This is a genomic window from Leisingera aquaemixtae (assembly GCF_019801145.1).
Taxonomy (GTDB): domain Bacteria; phylum Pseudomonadota; class Alphaproteobacteria; order Rhodobacterales; family Rhodobacteraceae; genus Leisingera; species Leisingera aquaemixtae_A.
Genome location: NZ_JAHVJQ010000010.1, coordinates 81,375 through 96,085, shown reverse-complemented (window position 1 = coordinate 96,085; position 14,711 = coordinate 81,375). Strand labels below are relative to the sequence as shown.

Below are 14,711 nucleotides of genomic sequence, written 5' to 3'. Positions count from 1 at the left end.
CCTGGGATGCGGGGCCACCTATTCAAGGGCCGTTACCATGACTGAATGGCTTGAACGTCATATTCCGAAGATGGTGCTGGCACCGTCCTTCGCCGCGGTGCTGGTGTTTGTCTACGGCTTCATTGCCTGGACCGCCTGGGTGTCGCTGACCCGCTCCCGCCTGCTGCCGAAATACGAAATCGAAGGCTTGATCCAGTACGAGCGCCTGTTCAATGCGCCGCGCTGGGACACCGCGATGTCAAACCTGTTTGTGTTCGGCACCCTGTTCATCCTGATCTCGATGTTCCTGGGGCTGATGCTGGCAATCCTGCTGGACCAGAAGATCCGCACCGAAGGCGTTTTGCGCACCATCTATCTTTACCCGATGGCGCTGTCGCTGATCGTGACCGGCACCGCCTGGAAGTGGATCATGAACCCTGGCCTGGGGCTGGAGGCCATGGTGCGCGGCTGGGGGTTCGATAGCTTCACCTTCGACTGGGTGATCAACCCGGACAAGGCGATCTATGCAGTTGTCATCGCCGGTGTCTGGCAGGCGTCCGGCTTTGTGATGGCGCTGTTCCTGGCGGGCCTGCGCGGGGTCGACGGCGAGATCATCAAGGCCGCACAGGTCGATGGCATCCCCACCTGGCGGATCTATACCGCGATCATCATCCCCTCGATGGCGCCGATCTTCCTGTCTGCCTTCATCGTGCTGGCGCATCTGGCGATCAAGAGCTTCGACCTGGTGATTGCCCTCACCGGCGGCGGCCCCGGCTATGCCACCGACCTGCCCGCCACTTTCATGTACACGATGGCCTTTTCCCGCGGCGACATCGGCCAGGCGGCCAGCTCTGCCATGGTGATGATGGGCGTGGTCTTCGCAATCATCGTTCCGTATCTCTACTCTGAGCTGAGGGCCAAACATGACTGATGCGACGCTCACCCCCGCCGCCGCAGCAAACAGCCGCAATTGGAGCCACTTCGCCCTGCGCTGGACGCTGTTCACCCTGTTGGGCCTGTTTGCCTTGTTCTACCTGATGCCGCTCTTTGTGATGATCACCACCTCGCTGAAAAGCCTGGAGGAAATCCGCACCGGCAGCCTGATAGCCTTCCCGCGCGAGGTGACATTCGACGCCTGGCGCACCGCCTGGTCGGAGGCCTGCACCGGCATCCAATGCGAGGGCCTGCGCCCGTTCTTCTGGAACTCCGTGGTGATCGCTGTACCGGCGGTGGCGATCTCCACCATGCTGGGCGCGGCCAATGGCTATGTAATTGCGCAGTGGCGGTTCCGCGGCGCCAACCTGATCTTCTCGCTGATGCTGTTCGGCTGCTTCATCCCGTTCCAGGTGGTTCTGCTGCCGATGGCACGGATGCTGGGGCTGATGGGGCTGGCGGGCAGCATTCCGGGGCTGATCTTTGTGCATGTGATCTATGGCATCGGCTTCACCACGCTGTTCTTCCGCAACTTCTATGTCACCATCCCGCAGGATCTGGTGAAGGCGGCCAAGGTGGACGGAGCGGGGTTCTTCCGCATCTTCTGGTCGATCTTCCTGCCGCTCAGCCTGCCGATCATCGTCGTGACCGTGATCTGGCAGTTCACCCAGATCTGGAACGACTTCCTGTTCGGCGTCTCCTTCAGCCAGGCGGGCACCCAGCCGGTGACCGTGGCTTTGAACAATATCGTCAACTCGACCACCGGCGTAAAGGAATACAACGTCGACATGGCCGCCGCGATCATCGCCGCGCTGCCGACGCTGCTGGTCTATGCCGTTGCCGGCAAATACTTCATCCGCGGCCTGACCGCCGGATCCGTAAAGGGGTAAATCCATGGCACCTATTCTGGACATCACCAACCTGCGCAAGAACTACGGCGCAACCGAGATCCTGAAGGACATCAACGTCAGCATCGAGCCAGGCGACTTCCTGGTGCTGGTCGGCCCCTCGGGCTGCGGCAAGTCCACACTGCTCAATTGCATCGCCGGACTGGAGCCGATCTCCGGCGGGCAGATCGAGATTGGCGGGCGCGACATGACGCGTGTCAGCCCCAAGGACCGCGACATTGCCATGGTGTTCCAGTCCTACGCGCTCTACCCGACGATGACGGTCGCCAAGAACATCACCTTTGGCATGAAGGTGCGCGGCGCCGATGCCGCGACGCAGGAGCGCAAGCTGAAGGAGGTCGCGGCGCAGCTGCAGATCGAGGCGCTCCTGGACCGCCGCCCCGGCCAGCTGTCGGGCGGCCAGCGCCAGCGGGTGGCGATGGGCCGGGCACTGGTGCGCGACCCCAAGCTGTTCCTGTTCGATGAACCGCTGTCGAACCTCGACGCCAAGCTGCGGGTCGAGATGCGCACCGAGATCAAGAAGCTGCACCACAACCTCGGCGCCACCATGGTCTATGTGACCCATGACCAGATCGAGGCGATGACGCTGGCGACCAAGATCGTGGTGATGAAGGGCGGCGTAGTGCAGCAGATCGGCACGCCTGCTGAGATCTACAACAAGCCCGCCAACCTGTTTGTCGCCGATTTCATGGGCAGCCCGGCGATGAACCTGATCCCGGCGCGTGCGCAGCCGAACGGCGAGGGCACAAGGATCGAGATGGCCTGCGGCGGCAGCGCCCCGATCGTGCTGAAGGACAGCCGCGCCACCGGCCTGCCGCAGGACGTGATCCTGGGCGTGCGCCCCGAAGACATCGCCGAGGCGGGCTTCCGCGCCGGTGAAGGCGTGCAGGAGGCCGCCTGCCTCATCGACATGGTGGAGCCTGCGGGTGCAGACACCTATGTGGTCTCCAATCTCGGCGGCAAGCAAGTGACGGCGCGTCTGCACGCCGAAACCCGGGCGCAGCCGGGGCAGATGCTGGACCTAGCCTTTGATCTCTCCAAGGTCTCCTATTTCTCGCCCGCAACCGGCGAGCGTCTAAATTGACCCGGCTGCGGCTGGCCGCCGATGTTGGCGGCACCAATACGCGGCTGGGGCTGGCGCAGGCCGGCGTGCTGCTGGCGGACACGGTGCAAAGCTTCCGCAACGATACCTTTCAGGGTTTTGCGGAGGTTATGGACCAGTATCTGCAGGGCGCCGCCCCTGGCGGCGTGGCGGAGGTCGCCATTGCCATCGCCGGGCCTGTTACAGGCAGCACCGCGCGGCTGACCAACCGGGACTGGCACTTTGACGCAGCTGAGCTGTCACAGCATCTGCGCGGCGCACGCGTGCATCTGCTCAACGACCTCGCAGCCCTTGGGCAGGCCTGCCCGCATCTTGGGGCAGACTGCCTCGATACGGTGATCGCCCCCGCAGACAGTGCGGGTGGAGACGGCCAACGGCTGGTGGTGGGCATCGGCACCGGTTTCAACCTGTCGCCTGTGCTGCACGCAGGCGGGCAGGTTCACTGCCTCCACGTGGAATACGGCCATGTCAGCCTGCCGCTGGACGTGGCGGAGCATCTGCGCCGCCGAACCGGCGATGCCGCGGCAGAATTCCCGACGGTGGAGCATCTGTTTTCCGGCCGCGGCCATGCGGCGGTGCGGGCGCAGTTTACGGAGGATGCGGCAGGCACGCGGGCCTTTCAAACGTTTTACGCGGAACTGCTGGCGCTGCTGGCGCGCAACCTGGTTCTGGCCTTCCTGCCCGCGCGGGGTGTGTACTTCGCCGGCGCAGTGGCCCGCAGCCTGCTGGCCTCCCCGGCACGGCAGGTGTTTGCGGAGCTGTTCCAGCAGCCGTTTGCGCTGGATGCCCGGATTGCTGCGCCTGTTCACGTCATTCTAGATGATGCCGCTGCGTTGAAAGGCTGCGCCGCCCTCAGCTGGCAGCACTGAAGCCCGGTTTCACCATCTTTATTAACATAATCCAGATTACAGGTGTCTTGTCAGCGACGCCGGTGGAGTCACACCCGAAGTGCAAATTATGTATCAAAACAGATGCTTGCATGGAGCTATTGACGGGACGCAATTACCCTCACCTGAGTTTGGAAGAACGCCGGAAGATTACCAAGTAGCGTGAAGCTAAAATGCCGGTGCCTGAGATCGCAGAACGGCTGGGCCGCGCATCATCTACGATCTACCGTGAACTCAAGCGTAAATTCTTTGATGACAAGGAACTTCCTGAGCTGAACGCATACCACGCCGTGGCCGCCCAGGAGATGTATGAGCAGCGGCGCGCGGTCCAGCGGAAGATGATCGTCCACCCGGAACTGAAAGAAGCGGTCGAAGACCGTCTCAAGGCCGGATGGTCACCTGAGCAGATCGCCGGCCGGATGCGGCTCGAGCGTCATCCGGTCCGGGTCAGCCACGAGACGATCTACCGTTTCACCTATTCCAAGGATGGCCGCGAGGAACAGTTCTATCGTCATCTGCCAGAGCATCGAAAGCGCCGCAGGCCGCGTGGGCACCGGGGGGTTCCATGCCCAATCCTGCGCGCGGTAGCCACCGTGCCGCAATAAACTGGTTAAAGGGAGCCGAAAAAGCTTGCGGCAGCAGCGGCCGCTCGGCCGCTTCCCGCTTGCGGGCAGCCGGTGCCGGTTTCCTCAGCCAGCGGCACGCCGGTAGACAAAGCCACCGCCGTCCCCGGTGCTTCCCGCCTCAAGCAAGTCAAGCACGGCCTGGTGCCGGGGCGACTTGCGGCACACGGGATCGGCTGCGCCTGCGTCCCCGGCCAGAGCCAGCGCCTGGCAGCGGCAGCCGCCGAAATCACTTTCCTTGCGGTCGCAGCTGCGGCAGGGCTGCGGCAGCCAATCTGTGCCCCTGTAGGAATTGAATGCCGCGCCCTCGTACCAGATCGCCGCCAGCGGTTTGCTGCGGACGTTGTCAAAGTCCAGGTGCGGGATGGTCTGGGCCGCGTGGCAGGGCAGCACGGTGCCGTCCGGCGCAATGTTTAGCCCGGCCGTGCCCCAGCCGCCCATGCAGGCCTTGGGATAATCCGCATAATAGTCAGGCGGCACGAAGTCGAAGGCCAGCACACCGCGCAGCCGCTGCTCAGCCTCTGCGACGATGCGTTTGGCGGCCTCTGTCTGCGCGCGCGTCGGCAGCAGCTGGGCCCGGTTGCGGGACGCCCAGCCGTGGAACTGCACGCTGGCCACTTCGAGCCGCCGGGCGCCCATTTCGACAGCCATTTCGATGGTGCGTTCCAGATCGTCCAGATTGTGCCGGTGCATGACGGCGTTCAGCGTCAGGGGAATTCCCCGGGTCTTGATCTCCGCCGCGATCTTCATCTTGCGGTCAAACCCGCCCTTGTAGCCGCCGATCCAATCGGCAAGCCCGGCGCTGGTGCCCTGCAGGGACAGCTGGATATGGTCCAGCCCCGCTGCCTCCAGCGCATCCAGCCGCCTGGGCGTCAGGCCGATACCGCTGGTGATCAAGTTGGTATACAGGCCGCAGCCCTGTGCCGCCGCGGTGAGCTCTGCCAGATCCGGGCGCGCGGCGGGCTCGCCGCCGGACAGGTGCAATTGCAGCACGCCCAGCTCCGCAGCCTGGTGGAAGGCATCCGCCCATTCGCCGGTTGTCATCTCCGCCTCGCGGCCCAGCAGGTCCTGCGGGTTGGAGCAATAGGGGCAGGCCAGCGGGCAGCGGTGCGTCAGCTCGGCCAGCATCGCGATGGGCGGAGGCACGGTCATGGCCGCACCGCCAGATACATCCGCGCCCGCAGGCCAGCCAGAAAGCGCTGCACGTCTCCGGCGATCTGCTCTGCCGGGGCGTCGTAGGCTACCGCCAGAGCGGCAACAATCTCCTTGAACGATGTGCTGCCATCCACCCGCGACAGGATCGCCTCGCCTATGGCGTCCAGCGCAATGGCCTTTTCCGGGCACAGCAGCACCGTGCCGCCCCGCACCTTGTCCGCCGCCAGGCGCACGCCGCGCGGCAGAAAGGGGCGGTCGGAGGGGGCCAGCGCCAGCTTCATGCCAGTCCCTCCCCCGGCTGCCATGCGCCCGGCGGGATCCGCCCCGGCTCCACATAGGCGCCCCAAAGCGCGTCCAGCTGCGCCCACAGAACATCGGTCTTGAAGATAAGCGCCGCGCAGGCGGCGTCTTCTTTTTCGGGGGTGTCTGCGTTTTCCAGAACCCAGGCCAGGCCGAATTTCACATCCTTCGGCGCTTCGGTCAGCCGTTTGCGGAAATAGGACAGGCTGGCAGTGTTGGCAAAGTCGTAGTGCTGCAGCAGGCCTTCGATCCGCTGTTCGTGGATGGCAGGCGCAAACAGTTCCGTCAGCGACGAGGCCACCGCCTGCAGCAGCGGCATGTCGCGCACATAGCGGATATAGGCATCGACAGCGAACCGGGTGGCCGGCAGAACCCCGCGGCCAGAGGCCACGTAGTCCGGGTCAAGCCCGACCGCTTCGGCCAGCCGCAGCCAGCGGCGGATGCCGCCGCCCTCGCTGATGCCGCCGTCATGGTCCTCGATCCGGCTGCGCCAGACCCTGCGCATGGCTGGATCAGCGCAGCGGGACAGAAAGGCAGCATCCTTCATCGGGATCGCCGCCTGGTAGGCCCAGCGGTTGATCACCCAGGCGCGGACCTGGTCAGGGGAGCACTCGCCGCCGTGCAGCCTGTGATGGAACGGATGTTTGTCGTGGTAACGGGCGGCGCCGATGGCGCGCAGACGGGCCTCCAGGGGCCCGCTCGCAGACGTATTCCGGGTGTGTGCATTCATGGCGCGATCTCCATTCCATCCTCTGCAATTGTCCACCCGGCGGCCAGCACCTGCGCGCGCTCGGCGCTGCCAGGCTGCCAGACGGGGTTGGTGTTGTTGATGTGAATGAACGTCTTGGCGGCATCCACGGCCTGCAAACCGGCGATCGAGCCCTCGGGGCCGCTGATGGAGATATGCCCCATCCGCTGGCCGGTCTTGCTGCCCGTCCCGCTCTGGATCATCTCCTCGTCGTGCCAGAGCGTGCCGTCAAAGAAGATCTGATCGGCATCCGACAGCATCTCCAGCAGGCCGCCCGACACACCGGAGCAGCCGGGGATGTAATAGGCGGATTTCGCACCGTCGCTCAGCCGGACGCCGACCGTCTGTTCCCCCATCACATCCGTCTGCACCTGCCCGTCCTCCATGAACAGCGGCACCTTGCCCGGCACCGGGAAAACCGTTGCCTGCAGCCCCGGAAGCAGCTCGAAACCCTCGCTCAGCCGCACCGGATGGCGGCCGACAGCCGCCGGAAGCGCGTTGAACACCGGGTTCGCCGCCAGCAATTCCAGCAGCCCCGCCGTGGCGAACAGGCTGAAAGGCGACTGTTCCCGCAAGGACAGCAGACCCGCGATGTGGTCAATGTCGCCATTGGTCAGCAGCACCGCGCGCAGCGGGCTGTGGCGCAGCGATTGCGGGTGCATGGACGGGCAGTTCTGCAGCTGAACACGGATATCGGGAGAGGTGTTCAAAACCGCCCAGTTCTGCCCGTCCAGTGTCACGGCCAACGAGGACTGGGTGGCGGAAGCGATCCTGCCGAGACGCGCGTCCCGGCAGTTCCGGCAGCCGCAATTCCATTGCGGCAGGCCGCCACCCGCTGCCGCACCAAGAACCAGAAACCGCATGGCCGTCTTCCTGTTTCGCGATCAGAACAGATCGGGTTCGTATTCGCGGCCCTCGTCCTCGGACGGGGAGTACATGTTGATTTCCATGCCGCAGTTGATTTCTTTCAGTTTCGGGGCAGACCAGGCCATTTCATCCTCCTTTGCTGGCTCTAATCCCGTCAGCCTAGCCCCCCGTCCCCGGCCCCGGTATTGGCCTTTGGTCGTAGGGACAGGGTCATTGCGCGGCCTCAGACTTTGGTCCAATGGCACGCTGGCGCGGCCCCCGGCAAACTTCCGAACATGCGCGCCCTCCTATCCATACTTCTGATTCAGGCCTGGCTGCTTGCGGCTGGCGCTCTGTCAGCGTCGCCCTTGCCGCGTGAGGAGATCAGCGCCCTGATCATGCCGCCATTCTCCCTGGGGGAGCCGGTGAACGGCAAGGGCGTCTACACGCTGCTGAACTCCGGCGGCGCGGAGGCAGGCTATGCCTTTGAAACCGAACCCCTGGCCCCGCTGCCCGGGTTTTCCGGCGCACCGGTCAACCTGCTGGTGCTCATGGATCTCGACGGCAAATTTCTGGATGTCCGGCTGATCAGCCATAACGAGCCGGTCTTTGTCTCCGGGCTTGGCCCCGCCCCGTTCCACAGGTTCTTCGAGCAGTACCCTGGCCTGTCGGTCTTTTCGGTGATCACCGTCGGCACCCCCTACGGAAAGACCGGTTCCGGCTCATCGCTAGTCTATCTCGACGGGGTCAGCAAGGCGACCGCGTCAGTGCGGATCGCGCATGACTCGGTAATGGCGGCAGCGCTGGCGGTCGCGCGCGAGAAGATGCACGGCGTCATCACCACGCCTCCGGCCCGGCCTGACCCGGACCACAGCGAGCCGCTGGACTGGGCGGCCTTGGCGGATCAGGGACTGGCCGCCCGCGCCACCGTCTCCAACGCGGAGGTTGATGCGGCCTTTGCCGGCACCCTGTGGGCGGATGACGATCCGGAGGCGCAGCAGCACCCTGAGGCGCCCTATCTGGATCTCTGGATTGTCGACCTCGGCCCGCCTTCAATTGCGCAGGCGGTCCTCTCTCGCGACGGTTACAACGAGCTGCAGGATTTCCTGGCGATCTCCCCCGATGATGAGCCGCTGTTGCTGGTCGAGACCGGCCGCCACGGGCTGGTTAGCCTGGAATTCATCCGCAACACCGCGCCGGACCGGGTGTTTGCCACCCAGAACGGGCTGCCGGTGGCGCTGCGGGACAGCGACCTGCTGGTGGATCTGTCGCCGGATCTGCCCGGCCCATTGCACGAAGGCACGGCGATGATCCTGCGGGCCGACCGCCGCCTCGGCTTTGACCCGGCGCGGGAGTGGACCCTGCACGCCCAGGCGGTGCGCGCGCACGGCATGTTCCAGCCCGAGACAGGCACCGTGGAATTTCCTGTCACGCACCGGACCCCCGAACGGTTTTTCCTGCGTGATGAGGCCCCGGCGCCGGTGCCGCCCTGGCTGGAGGCGCTGCGCAGCCGCAGCACCGACCTGATCCTGCTGGCGCTGCTGCTGACCACGCTGACCGCCGCGCTGCTGCTGGGCCAAGGCCGGATCGCCGCCCGCAAGACACTGACACCGCTGCGACTCGCAGTGCTGGCAGCTGTCACCCTGTTTGCCGGCTGGTGGGGGCAGGGCCAGCTGTCCATCGTCACAGTGCTGGGCGTTTTGCGCGCCGCGGCCGAGGGCGGCAGCTTTGCCTTTCTTGCCTATGACCCGTTTTCGCTGCTGCTCTGGGGCTTTGCCATCCTCGGGCTTGTCCTGTGGGGGCGGGCCCTGTTCTGCGGTTGGTTGTGCCCGTTCGGCGCGCTGCAGGAATTCGCGCACCATCTTGGCCGCAGGCTGGGTCTGCCGCGGACCGCCCTTCCGCCGGCCTGGGACGGGCGGCTCAGATACCTCAAGTACGGGGTGCTGGCCGGGCTGGTATCGCTGGTTTTCCTGGCGCCGGAACATGTGGACACCGCGGCCGAGGTCGAACCCTTCAAGACCGCGATCACCACCTACTTCCTGCGCGAGTGGTATTTCACCGCCTATGCGGTCTTCTGGCTGGCGGCGGGGCTGGTGCTGTTCAAGCCCTTTTGCCGCTATCTGTGCCCGCTGGGCGCGGCCATGGCGGCTGGCGGGCTGCTGCGGCAGCGCAACTGGATTGCCCGGCGCGCCGCCTGCGGCAGCCCCTGCCAGCTGTGCCGGGTGAAATGCGCCTATGGCGCGATCGGGCCATCCGGAGCGGTCCGGTATGACGAATGCTTCGGCTGCCTCGACTGCGTGTCGATCCACGACGATCCGGCCCGCTGCGTGCCGCTGATCCTGGCGGCGCGCCGGAAACAACATCTGGAGGCCGCGGAATGAGCGCACAACTGACACGCCGCCGGTTCCTGGCAATCTCTGCCGCCGCGCTTGGCGCCGCGGCGCCGGCGGCGCGGGCCGCACCCGTTACCTGGCACGGGTTTGCCCTCGGCGCCGAGGCGCGCCTGACCATCCACGCGCCGCCGCGGCTGGCAGACCGGGCAATTGCTGCCGCGCTGTCGCAGCTGCGGCAGGCCGAACAGCTGTTCAGCCTTTATGATCCGGCGTCAGTCCTGTCCCGGCTGAACCGGACCGGGGTTCTGAAAAGCCCGCCGCCGCCGTTTTTGCATCTGGCCCGGCTCTGCACCCGTGTGCACACGGCAACGGCAGGCGTATTCGACCCCACGGTGCAGCCGCTGTGGCAGGCCCTTGCGCGCGGAGACGGCATCAGCAGGGCCGCCCGGCTCACCGGCTGGCACAAGCTGTCCGTGACAGCGCAGGAAATCCGGCTGGCACCGGGCCAGGCGCTGACCTTCAATGGCATTGCCCAGGGCTTTGCCACCGACATGGTCCGCGCAGCACTTAACCGCCTGGGGCTGGAGCGGGTTCTGGTCAATACCGGGGAGTTTGCGGCCCTTGGCGGCCCGTTCCGTATCGGCCTGGCCGACCCGGAGCGCGGCGTCTTTGCCGCCCGCAGCCTGACCGGTGGCGCCATCGCCACCTCCAGCCCCGGCGCCCTTCAGCTTCGGGGCGCGGCGCATATCCTGCACCCTGCCCTCGACCGCCGGCCGCAGTGGGCCACCGTCAGCACCGAGGCCGCCAGCGCCGCACTGGCGGATGCGGCCTCCACCGCCTTCTGCCTGATGAGTGAATGGGAAATCACCGCCGCGCTGGCGCGCCTTCCGGGCAGTGCCAGTGTCACCCTGCTGGCGTGGGATGGCAGCGTGAAAACATTGGAGTAGACAGGATCAGCGCAGCTCCGGCGGCCGGTGGCTCAGGCCGTGGGCCGCAAAGATGGCGGCAATCCGGCCGTCCTGCAGCGCGGCGGCAATGGCGTCCTCCACCGCATAAGCAAGCGGGCGATAGGAAAAATGAACCGCCACACCGGCGGTCCAGGTGCCTGCGGAAAACCCGGGCAGCGGCGGCGTGTGAACGGCTGTCTGCGCGGTCAGCCCGGCCTCTAGCTGCGCCAGCGGCCCCATCGCCGCCTTGGTCTCGGCCCGGTCCAGGCCCGCCATGGCCGCTGCCGCCGTCGGATAGCGGCGGATATTGCCGCTCAGCTGGCCGCCCGGAAAGGACGAGAGGTAGAAATCGGCAATCGAGTCGTTCTCCACCGCGACGCTGTCGAAGCGGAAATAGGCCGGCACCGGCGGGTCTTCGGGATAGGCGTCCCGGCGGTAGGCGATGGCCACCTCCTCGACATGGTACTGGCCGGTGAACACCACCTGTTCGACCCGGCAGGCAAATTCGCTGTCATAGGGCACATGCAGCATGACGTTGGCCACGCTGCCGCCCACGACCGGCCCCTTCCAGATCCAGTTGCGCAGGTCCGCATCCAGCGTCTCGCCCGCCGCAACCAGCGTGAACCGGGCCTCGGCCCCCAGCTCCGCCGCAATCAGCCGGGCCAGGTCGATGTCGGCGCCTTTGATGCGGCCCGCCTCCTGATAGGACCAAGGGGGAAAATCCTCATAGGCCGCAAAGGTGATGAAACCGCGTTCGAGGATAGTCTCAAGATCCTGACCGACGATATCGCGCGAGGCGTTCTGCGGCTTGGGCTGCGGCACATGATCCGCACAGCGGGCCTGCCCCGCCTGCGCCCAGCCGCAGGCCAGCGCGGCAATCGCAAGAAGCCCGGCCAGCTGCTGTCTCATATGCCGCGCCCCTCCGTGTCAGTGCGCCGCCGAAAGGCCGACGGTCAGGGCCTCCGCGGCACCGGCGAAGTCCGGCTGCGCGCCGCCGATCAGGCTGGCCGCCCGGTAGGCCGCGCTGTCGGCTACCGGCGCGCCGGACCCGGTTTCAACCGCTTGCGCAATCTGCGACAGCTCCGCCTGCAGCGCCGCCGCATCCCCGCCGCTGCCGCCGGCCAGGGCGGCCAGCTCATCGCGGATTTCCAGCAGCCGGCCGGTGGCCTCGTCCAGCGCGCCGTCATCGGGCCGGGTTTCCAAATAGGTGCGGATGGCCCAGGCGGCCTTCTGGCCCAGCAGTTCCCCGAAGGCGGGCATCTTGGTGATGCCGTTCTGGGTGTAGCCGGTGCGGAACCGTTCCACGAACCATTCGTCACCCATTTCTTCTGCCTCCAGGTAGCGCAGATCGGGGGCCAGCCCGCCGGAGACGCCGCCGAGCCCGTGGCAGCGGGCGCAGTTCTGGTTGTAGCCGCTGCCGCCGATGTCGATCGCCGCCTGCCAGACTTCCGCCTCCTGGCCGCGATAGGGGTTTTCGGTCAGCCATTCTTCGCCCACTTCGGGCAGGGCATCGGTATTCACAGGCTGCGGCGCGACGTCTCCGTGGGCCTGCGCCGTTGTGGCAAGAGCCGCGAGCCCGAGGGCCGCAAGAGGCAATTTGAACATGAGTTCCTCCCGTAAGTTTGAGCTTGCCGCAACCATAGCCAGCCCAGGCCTTGCCCCGATACGCGACTTAAGTCGGCCTCCGGCCCCGGCGGCCTACGACCTTGGTCCAATGGCCGCGGAGCTGCGGGCGGCAGTACGCTCGGCCCATGCAGCCAGAACCGGGTGCCACGATGCGCTTTTTGATCACACTCCTGATGGCCCTTTGCCCCGCCGCCTTTGCCACGGCCGCCGGGATCGAGGTGCCGGTCATCTACCTGAAACAGCAGGAGCAGCAGCCCCCCACCCTCTCCAATCTCGACCCTCAGCCCGCGGACCTGGGCGAGACCGGCGCCCGGCTGGGGCTGGCGGACAACCGGACCACCGGCAGCTTCCTTGGCCACAGCTACAGCCTGGAGACAGTGGCAGTGCCGCCTGGCGGCGATTTTGCCGCTGCGGCGCGGGCAGCGCTGGCACGCAGCGCGCTGCTGATCCTGGATGCGCCCAAACCGGCGCTGCTGGCCGCCGCCGCCCTGCCGGAGGCGCAGGAGGCGCTGCTGTTCAACACCGCCAGCCCGGACACCGGCCTGCGCAGCGGCGACTGCCGCCGCAACCTGTTGCACACCCTGCCCTCGGACCTAATGCGCAGCGATGCGCTGATGCAGTTTGCGCTGTCCAAGCGCTGGACCGGGCTGGCGCTGATCACCGGCAAGAACCCGCAGGACCAGGCCTTTGCCGGTGCCTTGCGCCAGAGCGCCGCCAAGTTCGGGCTGGAAATCGCCGCCGAACGGACCTGGGACTATGGCGCCGACATGCGCCGCAACGCCGCCCAGGAGGTGCCGCTCATGTCACAGGGCCTGGGCCGCCACGATCTGCTGCTGGTCGCCGATGAGCTGCAGGATTTCGCCCGCTATCTGCCCTACAACACCTGGCTGCCGCGGCCGGTCGCCGGATCCGAGGGCCTGGTGCCCGCCGCCTGGGCGCCGGTGGTCGAGCAATGGGGCGCCGCGCAGCTGCAGTCGCGGTTCCAGGAGCTTGCCGGGCGCAAGATGCTGGCGCGGGATTACGCCGCCTGGGCCGCGGTACGCAGCATCGGCGAGGCGGTGACCCGCACTGGCTCGGCCGACGCGGGCGTCCTGCGCCGCTACCTGCTGTCGGACGCATTCGAGCTAGCCGGCTTCAAGGGCCGCCCGCTCAGCTACCGCAGTTGGAACGGCCAGCTGCGCCAACCGATCCCGCTTGCCACTCCCCGCGCGCTGGCGGCGCAGGCGCCCCTGCCCGGCTTCCTGCACCAGCACAGCGAACTCGACACTCTGGGCCTTGATGCGCCCGAAAGCCGCTGCGGAGCCTTCCAATGACATTTGCTGCAAAATCCCTTGCCGCCCTCGCCCTCTCGGCGCTGCTGGCCCCGGCGCCGCCCCTAGGCGCCGCGGAAATCTGGGTGACCAATGAAAAGGACGACACCATCAGCGTGATCGACATCGCCACGCTTGAGGTGGTCCGCACCATCGCAACGGGGGAGCGGCCGCGCGGCATCACCTTCTCCAAGGATTTCTCCCGGGTCTATGTCTGCGCCTCCGACAGTGACACGGTTCAGGTGCTGGATGCCGCCACCGGCAAGATCCTGCACGACCTGCCTTCCGGCGAGGATCCCGAGCAATTCGTGCTGCATCCCAACGACCGGCATCTCTACATCGCCAACGAGGACGACGCCGTGACCACGGTGGTGGATACGGAAACCCGCAAGGTGGTTGCCCAGATCAATGTCGGGATCGAGCCCGAGGGCATGGCGGTCTCGCCCGATGGCCGGATCGCAATCACCACCTCCGAGACCACCAACATGGCGCATTGGATCGACACGCAGACGCAACAGCTGTTTGCCAACACCCTGGTCGACGCCCGCCCCCGCCACGCAGAATTCACCGCCGGCGGAAGCGCGCTGTGGGTCTCCTCCGAGATCGGCGGCACCATCACCGTATTCGACACCGCCACCCAGGCCGAGACCGGCAAGATAACCTTTGATGTCAAGGGCGTGCACCCCGACCGGGTGCAGCCGGTAGGGTTTGCCTTCACCGAAGACGAACAGACCGCCTTTGTGGCGCTGGGGCCTTCCAACCATGTGGCAGTGGTCAATGCTGAGACGCTGGAGGTGGAGGATTACATCCTGGTCGGCCGCCGGGTCTGGCACATAGCGTTTTCGCCCGACAAGTCGCTGCTGTTCACCACCAACGGCGTGTCCGGCGATGTCACCGTGATCGACACCGCCAAGCGCCAGGCGCTGAAGTCGATCAAGGTCGGCCGTTTTCCCTGGGGCGCGGCGCTGCGCCCCTGAGACCTGCCGCGCCCCGGCGGCGCGGCGCATCCTGACA

The 14,711-nt window shown here is 66.4% G+C and carries 15 protein-coding genes and 1 pseudogene; 9 read left to right on the top strand and 7 right to left on the bottom strand.

What is annotated here, in order from left to right:
* The first annotated feature begins 37 nt into the window (after positions 1 to 37).
* From KUW17_RS19410 to KUW17_RS19390, 5 genes and pseudogenes are all read left to right on the top strand, one after another.
* On the top strand, positions 38 to 910 hold the full coding sequence (locus KUW17_RS19410) for a carbohydrate ABC transporter permease (RefSeq protein ID WP_222481956.1): 873 nt from the start codon (positions 38 to 40) through the stop codon (positions 908 to 910).
* Complete coding sequence (locus KUW17_RS19405) at positions 903 to 1,802, top strand: carbohydrate ABC transporter permease (protein ID WP_222481955.1); 900 nt, start codon at positions 903 to 905, stop codon at positions 1,800 to 1,802. The genes KUW17_RS19410 and KUW17_RS19405 overlap by 8 nt, the downstream gene beginning before the upstream one ends.
* 4 nt (positions 1,803 to 1,806) lie before the next feature.
* Complete coding sequence (locus KUW17_RS19400) at positions 1,807 to 2,904, top strand: ABC transporter ATP-binding protein (RefSeq protein WP_222481954.1); 1,098 nt, start codon at positions 1,807 to 1,809, stop codon at positions 2,902 to 2,904.
* Positions 2,901 to 3,791 (top strand): glucokinase, encoded by an 891-nt coding sequence (locus KUW17_RS19395; protein ID WP_222481953.1) that lies wholly within the window; start codon positions 2,901 to 2,903, stop codon positions 3,789 to 3,791. Before KUW17_RS19400 ends, KUW17_RS19395 begins: the two co-directional genes overlap by 4 nt.
* Positions 3,792 to 3,901: 110 nt before the next feature.
* A pseudogene (locus KUW17_RS19390) lies at positions 3,902 to 4,366 on the top strand (IS30 family transposase); the annotation flags it as partial.
* Between the two features lie 132 nt (positions 4,367 to 4,498).
* Here KUW17_RS19390 and pqqE read toward each other — a convergent pair.
* Genes pqqE through pqqA form a run of 5 tightly spaced genes read right to left on the bottom strand, consistent with a single transcriptional unit; the run spans position 4,499 to position 7,627 of the window.
* A complete protein-coding gene (gene pqqE, locus KUW17_RS19385; protein WP_222481952.1) occupies positions 4,499 to 5,584 on the bottom strand; it encodes a pyrroloquinoline quinone biosynthesis protein PqqE in 1,086 nt (361 codons plus the stop codon).
* Positions 5,581 to 5,868 carry a pyrroloquinoline quinone biosynthesis peptide chaperone PqqD gene (gene pqqD, locus KUW17_RS19380; protein ID WP_222481951.1) on the bottom strand — a complete coding sequence of 96 codons (288 nt, stop codon included), beginning with the start codon at positions 5,866 to 5,868 and terminating at the stop codon, positions 5,581 to 5,583. Before pqqD ends, pqqE begins: the two co-directional genes overlap by 4 nt.
* The gene (pqqC, locus tag KUW17_RS19375; protein ID WP_222481950.1) at positions 5,865 to 6,617 is read right to left on the bottom strand and encodes a pyrroloquinoline-quinone synthase PqqC; all 753 of its coding nucleotides are present in this window, start codon (positions 6,615 to 6,617) and stop codon (positions 5,865 to 5,867) included. The genes pqqD and pqqC overlap by 4 nt, the downstream gene beginning before the upstream one ends.
* Positions 6,614 to 7,498 carry a pyrroloquinoline quinone biosynthesis protein PqqB gene (gene pqqB, locus KUW17_RS19370; protein ID WP_222481949.1) on the bottom strand — a complete coding sequence of 295 codons (885 nt, stop codon included), beginning with the start codon at positions 7,496 to 7,498 and terminating at the stop codon, positions 6,614 to 6,616. Before pqqB ends, pqqC begins: the two co-directional genes overlap by 4 nt.
* A 21-nt stretch (positions 7,499 to 7,519) precedes the next feature.
* The gene (gene pqqA, locus KUW17_RS19365; RefSeq protein WP_027236494.1) at positions 7,520 to 7,627 is read right to left on the bottom strand and encodes a pyrroloquinoline quinone precursor peptide PqqA; all 108 of its coding nucleotides are present in this window, start codon (positions 7,625 to 7,627) and stop codon (positions 7,520 to 7,522) included.
* 150 nt (positions 7,628 to 7,777) lie between these two features.
* Between pqqA and KUW17_RS19360 the strand changes: the two genes are divergently transcribed.
* Complete coding sequence (locus KUW17_RS19360) at positions 7,778 to 9,862, top strand: 4Fe-4S binding protein (protein ID WP_222481948.1); 2,085 nt, start codon at positions 7,778 to 7,780, stop codon at positions 9,860 to 9,862.
* Entirely contained in the window at positions 9,859 to 10,761 is a 903-nt protein-coding gene (locus KUW17_RS19355) for an FAD:protein FMN transferase (protein ID WP_222481947.1), read from the top strand. The genes KUW17_RS19360 and KUW17_RS19355 overlap by 4 nt, the downstream gene beginning before the upstream one ends.
* A 6-nt stretch (positions 10,762 to 10,767) precedes the next feature.
* On the opposite strand, the gene KUW17_RS19350 is transcribed toward KUW17_RS19355, so the two are convergent.
* Positions 10,768 to 11,670 carry a substrate-binding periplasmic protein gene (locus tag KUW17_RS19350; protein WP_222481946.1) on the bottom strand — a complete coding sequence of 301 codons (903 nt, stop codon included), beginning with the start codon at positions 11,668 to 11,670 and terminating at the stop codon, positions 10,768 to 10,770.
* A gap of 18 nt (positions 11,671 to 11,688) precedes the next feature.
* A complete protein-coding gene (pedF, locus tag KUW17_RS19345; RefSeq protein ID WP_174148719.1) occupies positions 11,689 to 12,366 on the bottom strand; it encodes a cytochrome c-550 PedF in 678 nt (225 codons plus the stop codon).
* 146 nt (positions 12,367 to 12,512) lie between these two features.
* Between pedF and KUW17_RS19340 the strand changes: the two genes are divergently transcribed.
* On the top strand, positions 12,513 to 13,700 hold the full coding sequence (locus KUW17_RS19340; protein WP_409996784.1) for an ABC transporter substrate-binding protein: 1,188 nt from the start codon (positions 12,513 to 12,515) through the stop codon (positions 13,698 to 13,700).
* Positions 13,697 to 14,674, top strand: coding sequence for a YVTN family beta-propeller repeat protein (locus KUW17_RS19335; protein ID WP_222481945.1), 978 nt, complete (start codon positions 13,697 to 13,699; stop codon positions 14,672 to 14,674). The genes KUW17_RS19340 and KUW17_RS19335 overlap by 4 nt, the downstream gene beginning before the upstream one ends.
* Positions 14,675 to 14,711 lie beyond the last annotated feature (37 nt).

What these genes read in the sequence shown, in the direction of transcription:
- KUW17_RS19410 (WP_222481956.1), top strand. Translation starts at nt 38, where the DNA reads ATGACTGAATGGCTTGAACGTCATATTCCGAAGATGGTGCTGGCACCG.
- KUW17_RS19405 (WP_222481955.1), top strand. Translation starts at nt 903, where the DNA reads ATGACTGATGCGACGCTCACCCCCGCCGCCGCAGCAAACAGCCGCAAT.
- KUW17_RS19400 (WP_222481954.1), top strand. Translation starts at nt 1,807, where the DNA reads ATGGCACCTATTCTGGACATCACCAACCTGCGCAAGAACTACGGCGCA.
- pqqE (WP_222481952.1), bottom strand. Translation starts at nt 5,584, where the DNA reads ATGACCGTGCCTCCGCCCATCGCGATGCTGGCCGAGCTGACGCACCGC.
- pqqD (WP_222481951.1), bottom strand. Translation starts at nt 5,868, where the DNA reads ATGAAGCTGGCGCTGGCCCCCTCCGACCGCCCCTTTCTGCCGCGCGGC.
- pqqC (WP_222481950.1), bottom strand. Translation starts at nt 6,617, where the DNA reads ATGAATGCACACACCCGGAATACGTCTGCGAGCGGGCCCCTGGAGGCC.
- pqqB (WP_222481949.1), bottom strand. Translation starts at nt 7,498, where the DNA reads ATGCGGTTTCTGGTTCTTGGTGCGGCAGCGGGTGGCGGCCTGCCGCAA.
- pqqA (WP_027236494.1), bottom strand. Translation starts at nt 7,627, where the DNA reads ATGGCCTGGTCTGCCCCGAAACTGAAAGAAATCAACTGCGGCATGGAA.
- KUW17_RS19360 (WP_222481948.1), top strand. Translation starts at nt 7,778, where the DNA reads ATGCGCGCCCTCCTATCCATACTTCTGATTCAGGCCTGGCTGCTTGCG.
- KUW17_RS19355 (WP_222481947.1), top strand. Translation starts at nt 9,859, where the DNA reads ATGAGCGCACAACTGACACGCCGCCGGTTCCTGGCAATCTCTGCCGCC.
- KUW17_RS19350 (WP_222481946.1), bottom strand. Translation starts at nt 11,670, where the DNA reads ATGAGACAGCAGCTGGCCGGGCTTCTTGCGATTGCCGCGCTGGCCTGC.
- pedF (WP_174148719.1), bottom strand. Translation starts at nt 12,366, where the DNA reads ATGTTCAAATTGCCTCTTGCGGCCCTCGGGCTCGCGGCTCTTGCCACA.
- KUW17_RS19340 (WP_409996784.1), top strand. Translation starts at nt 12,513, where the DNA reads ATGCAGCCAGAACCGGGTGCCACGATGCGCTTTTTGATCACACTCCTG.
- KUW17_RS19335 (WP_222481945.1), top strand. Translation starts at nt 13,697, where the DNA reads ATGACATTTGCTGCAAAATCCCTTGCCGCCCTCGCCCTCTCGGCGCTG.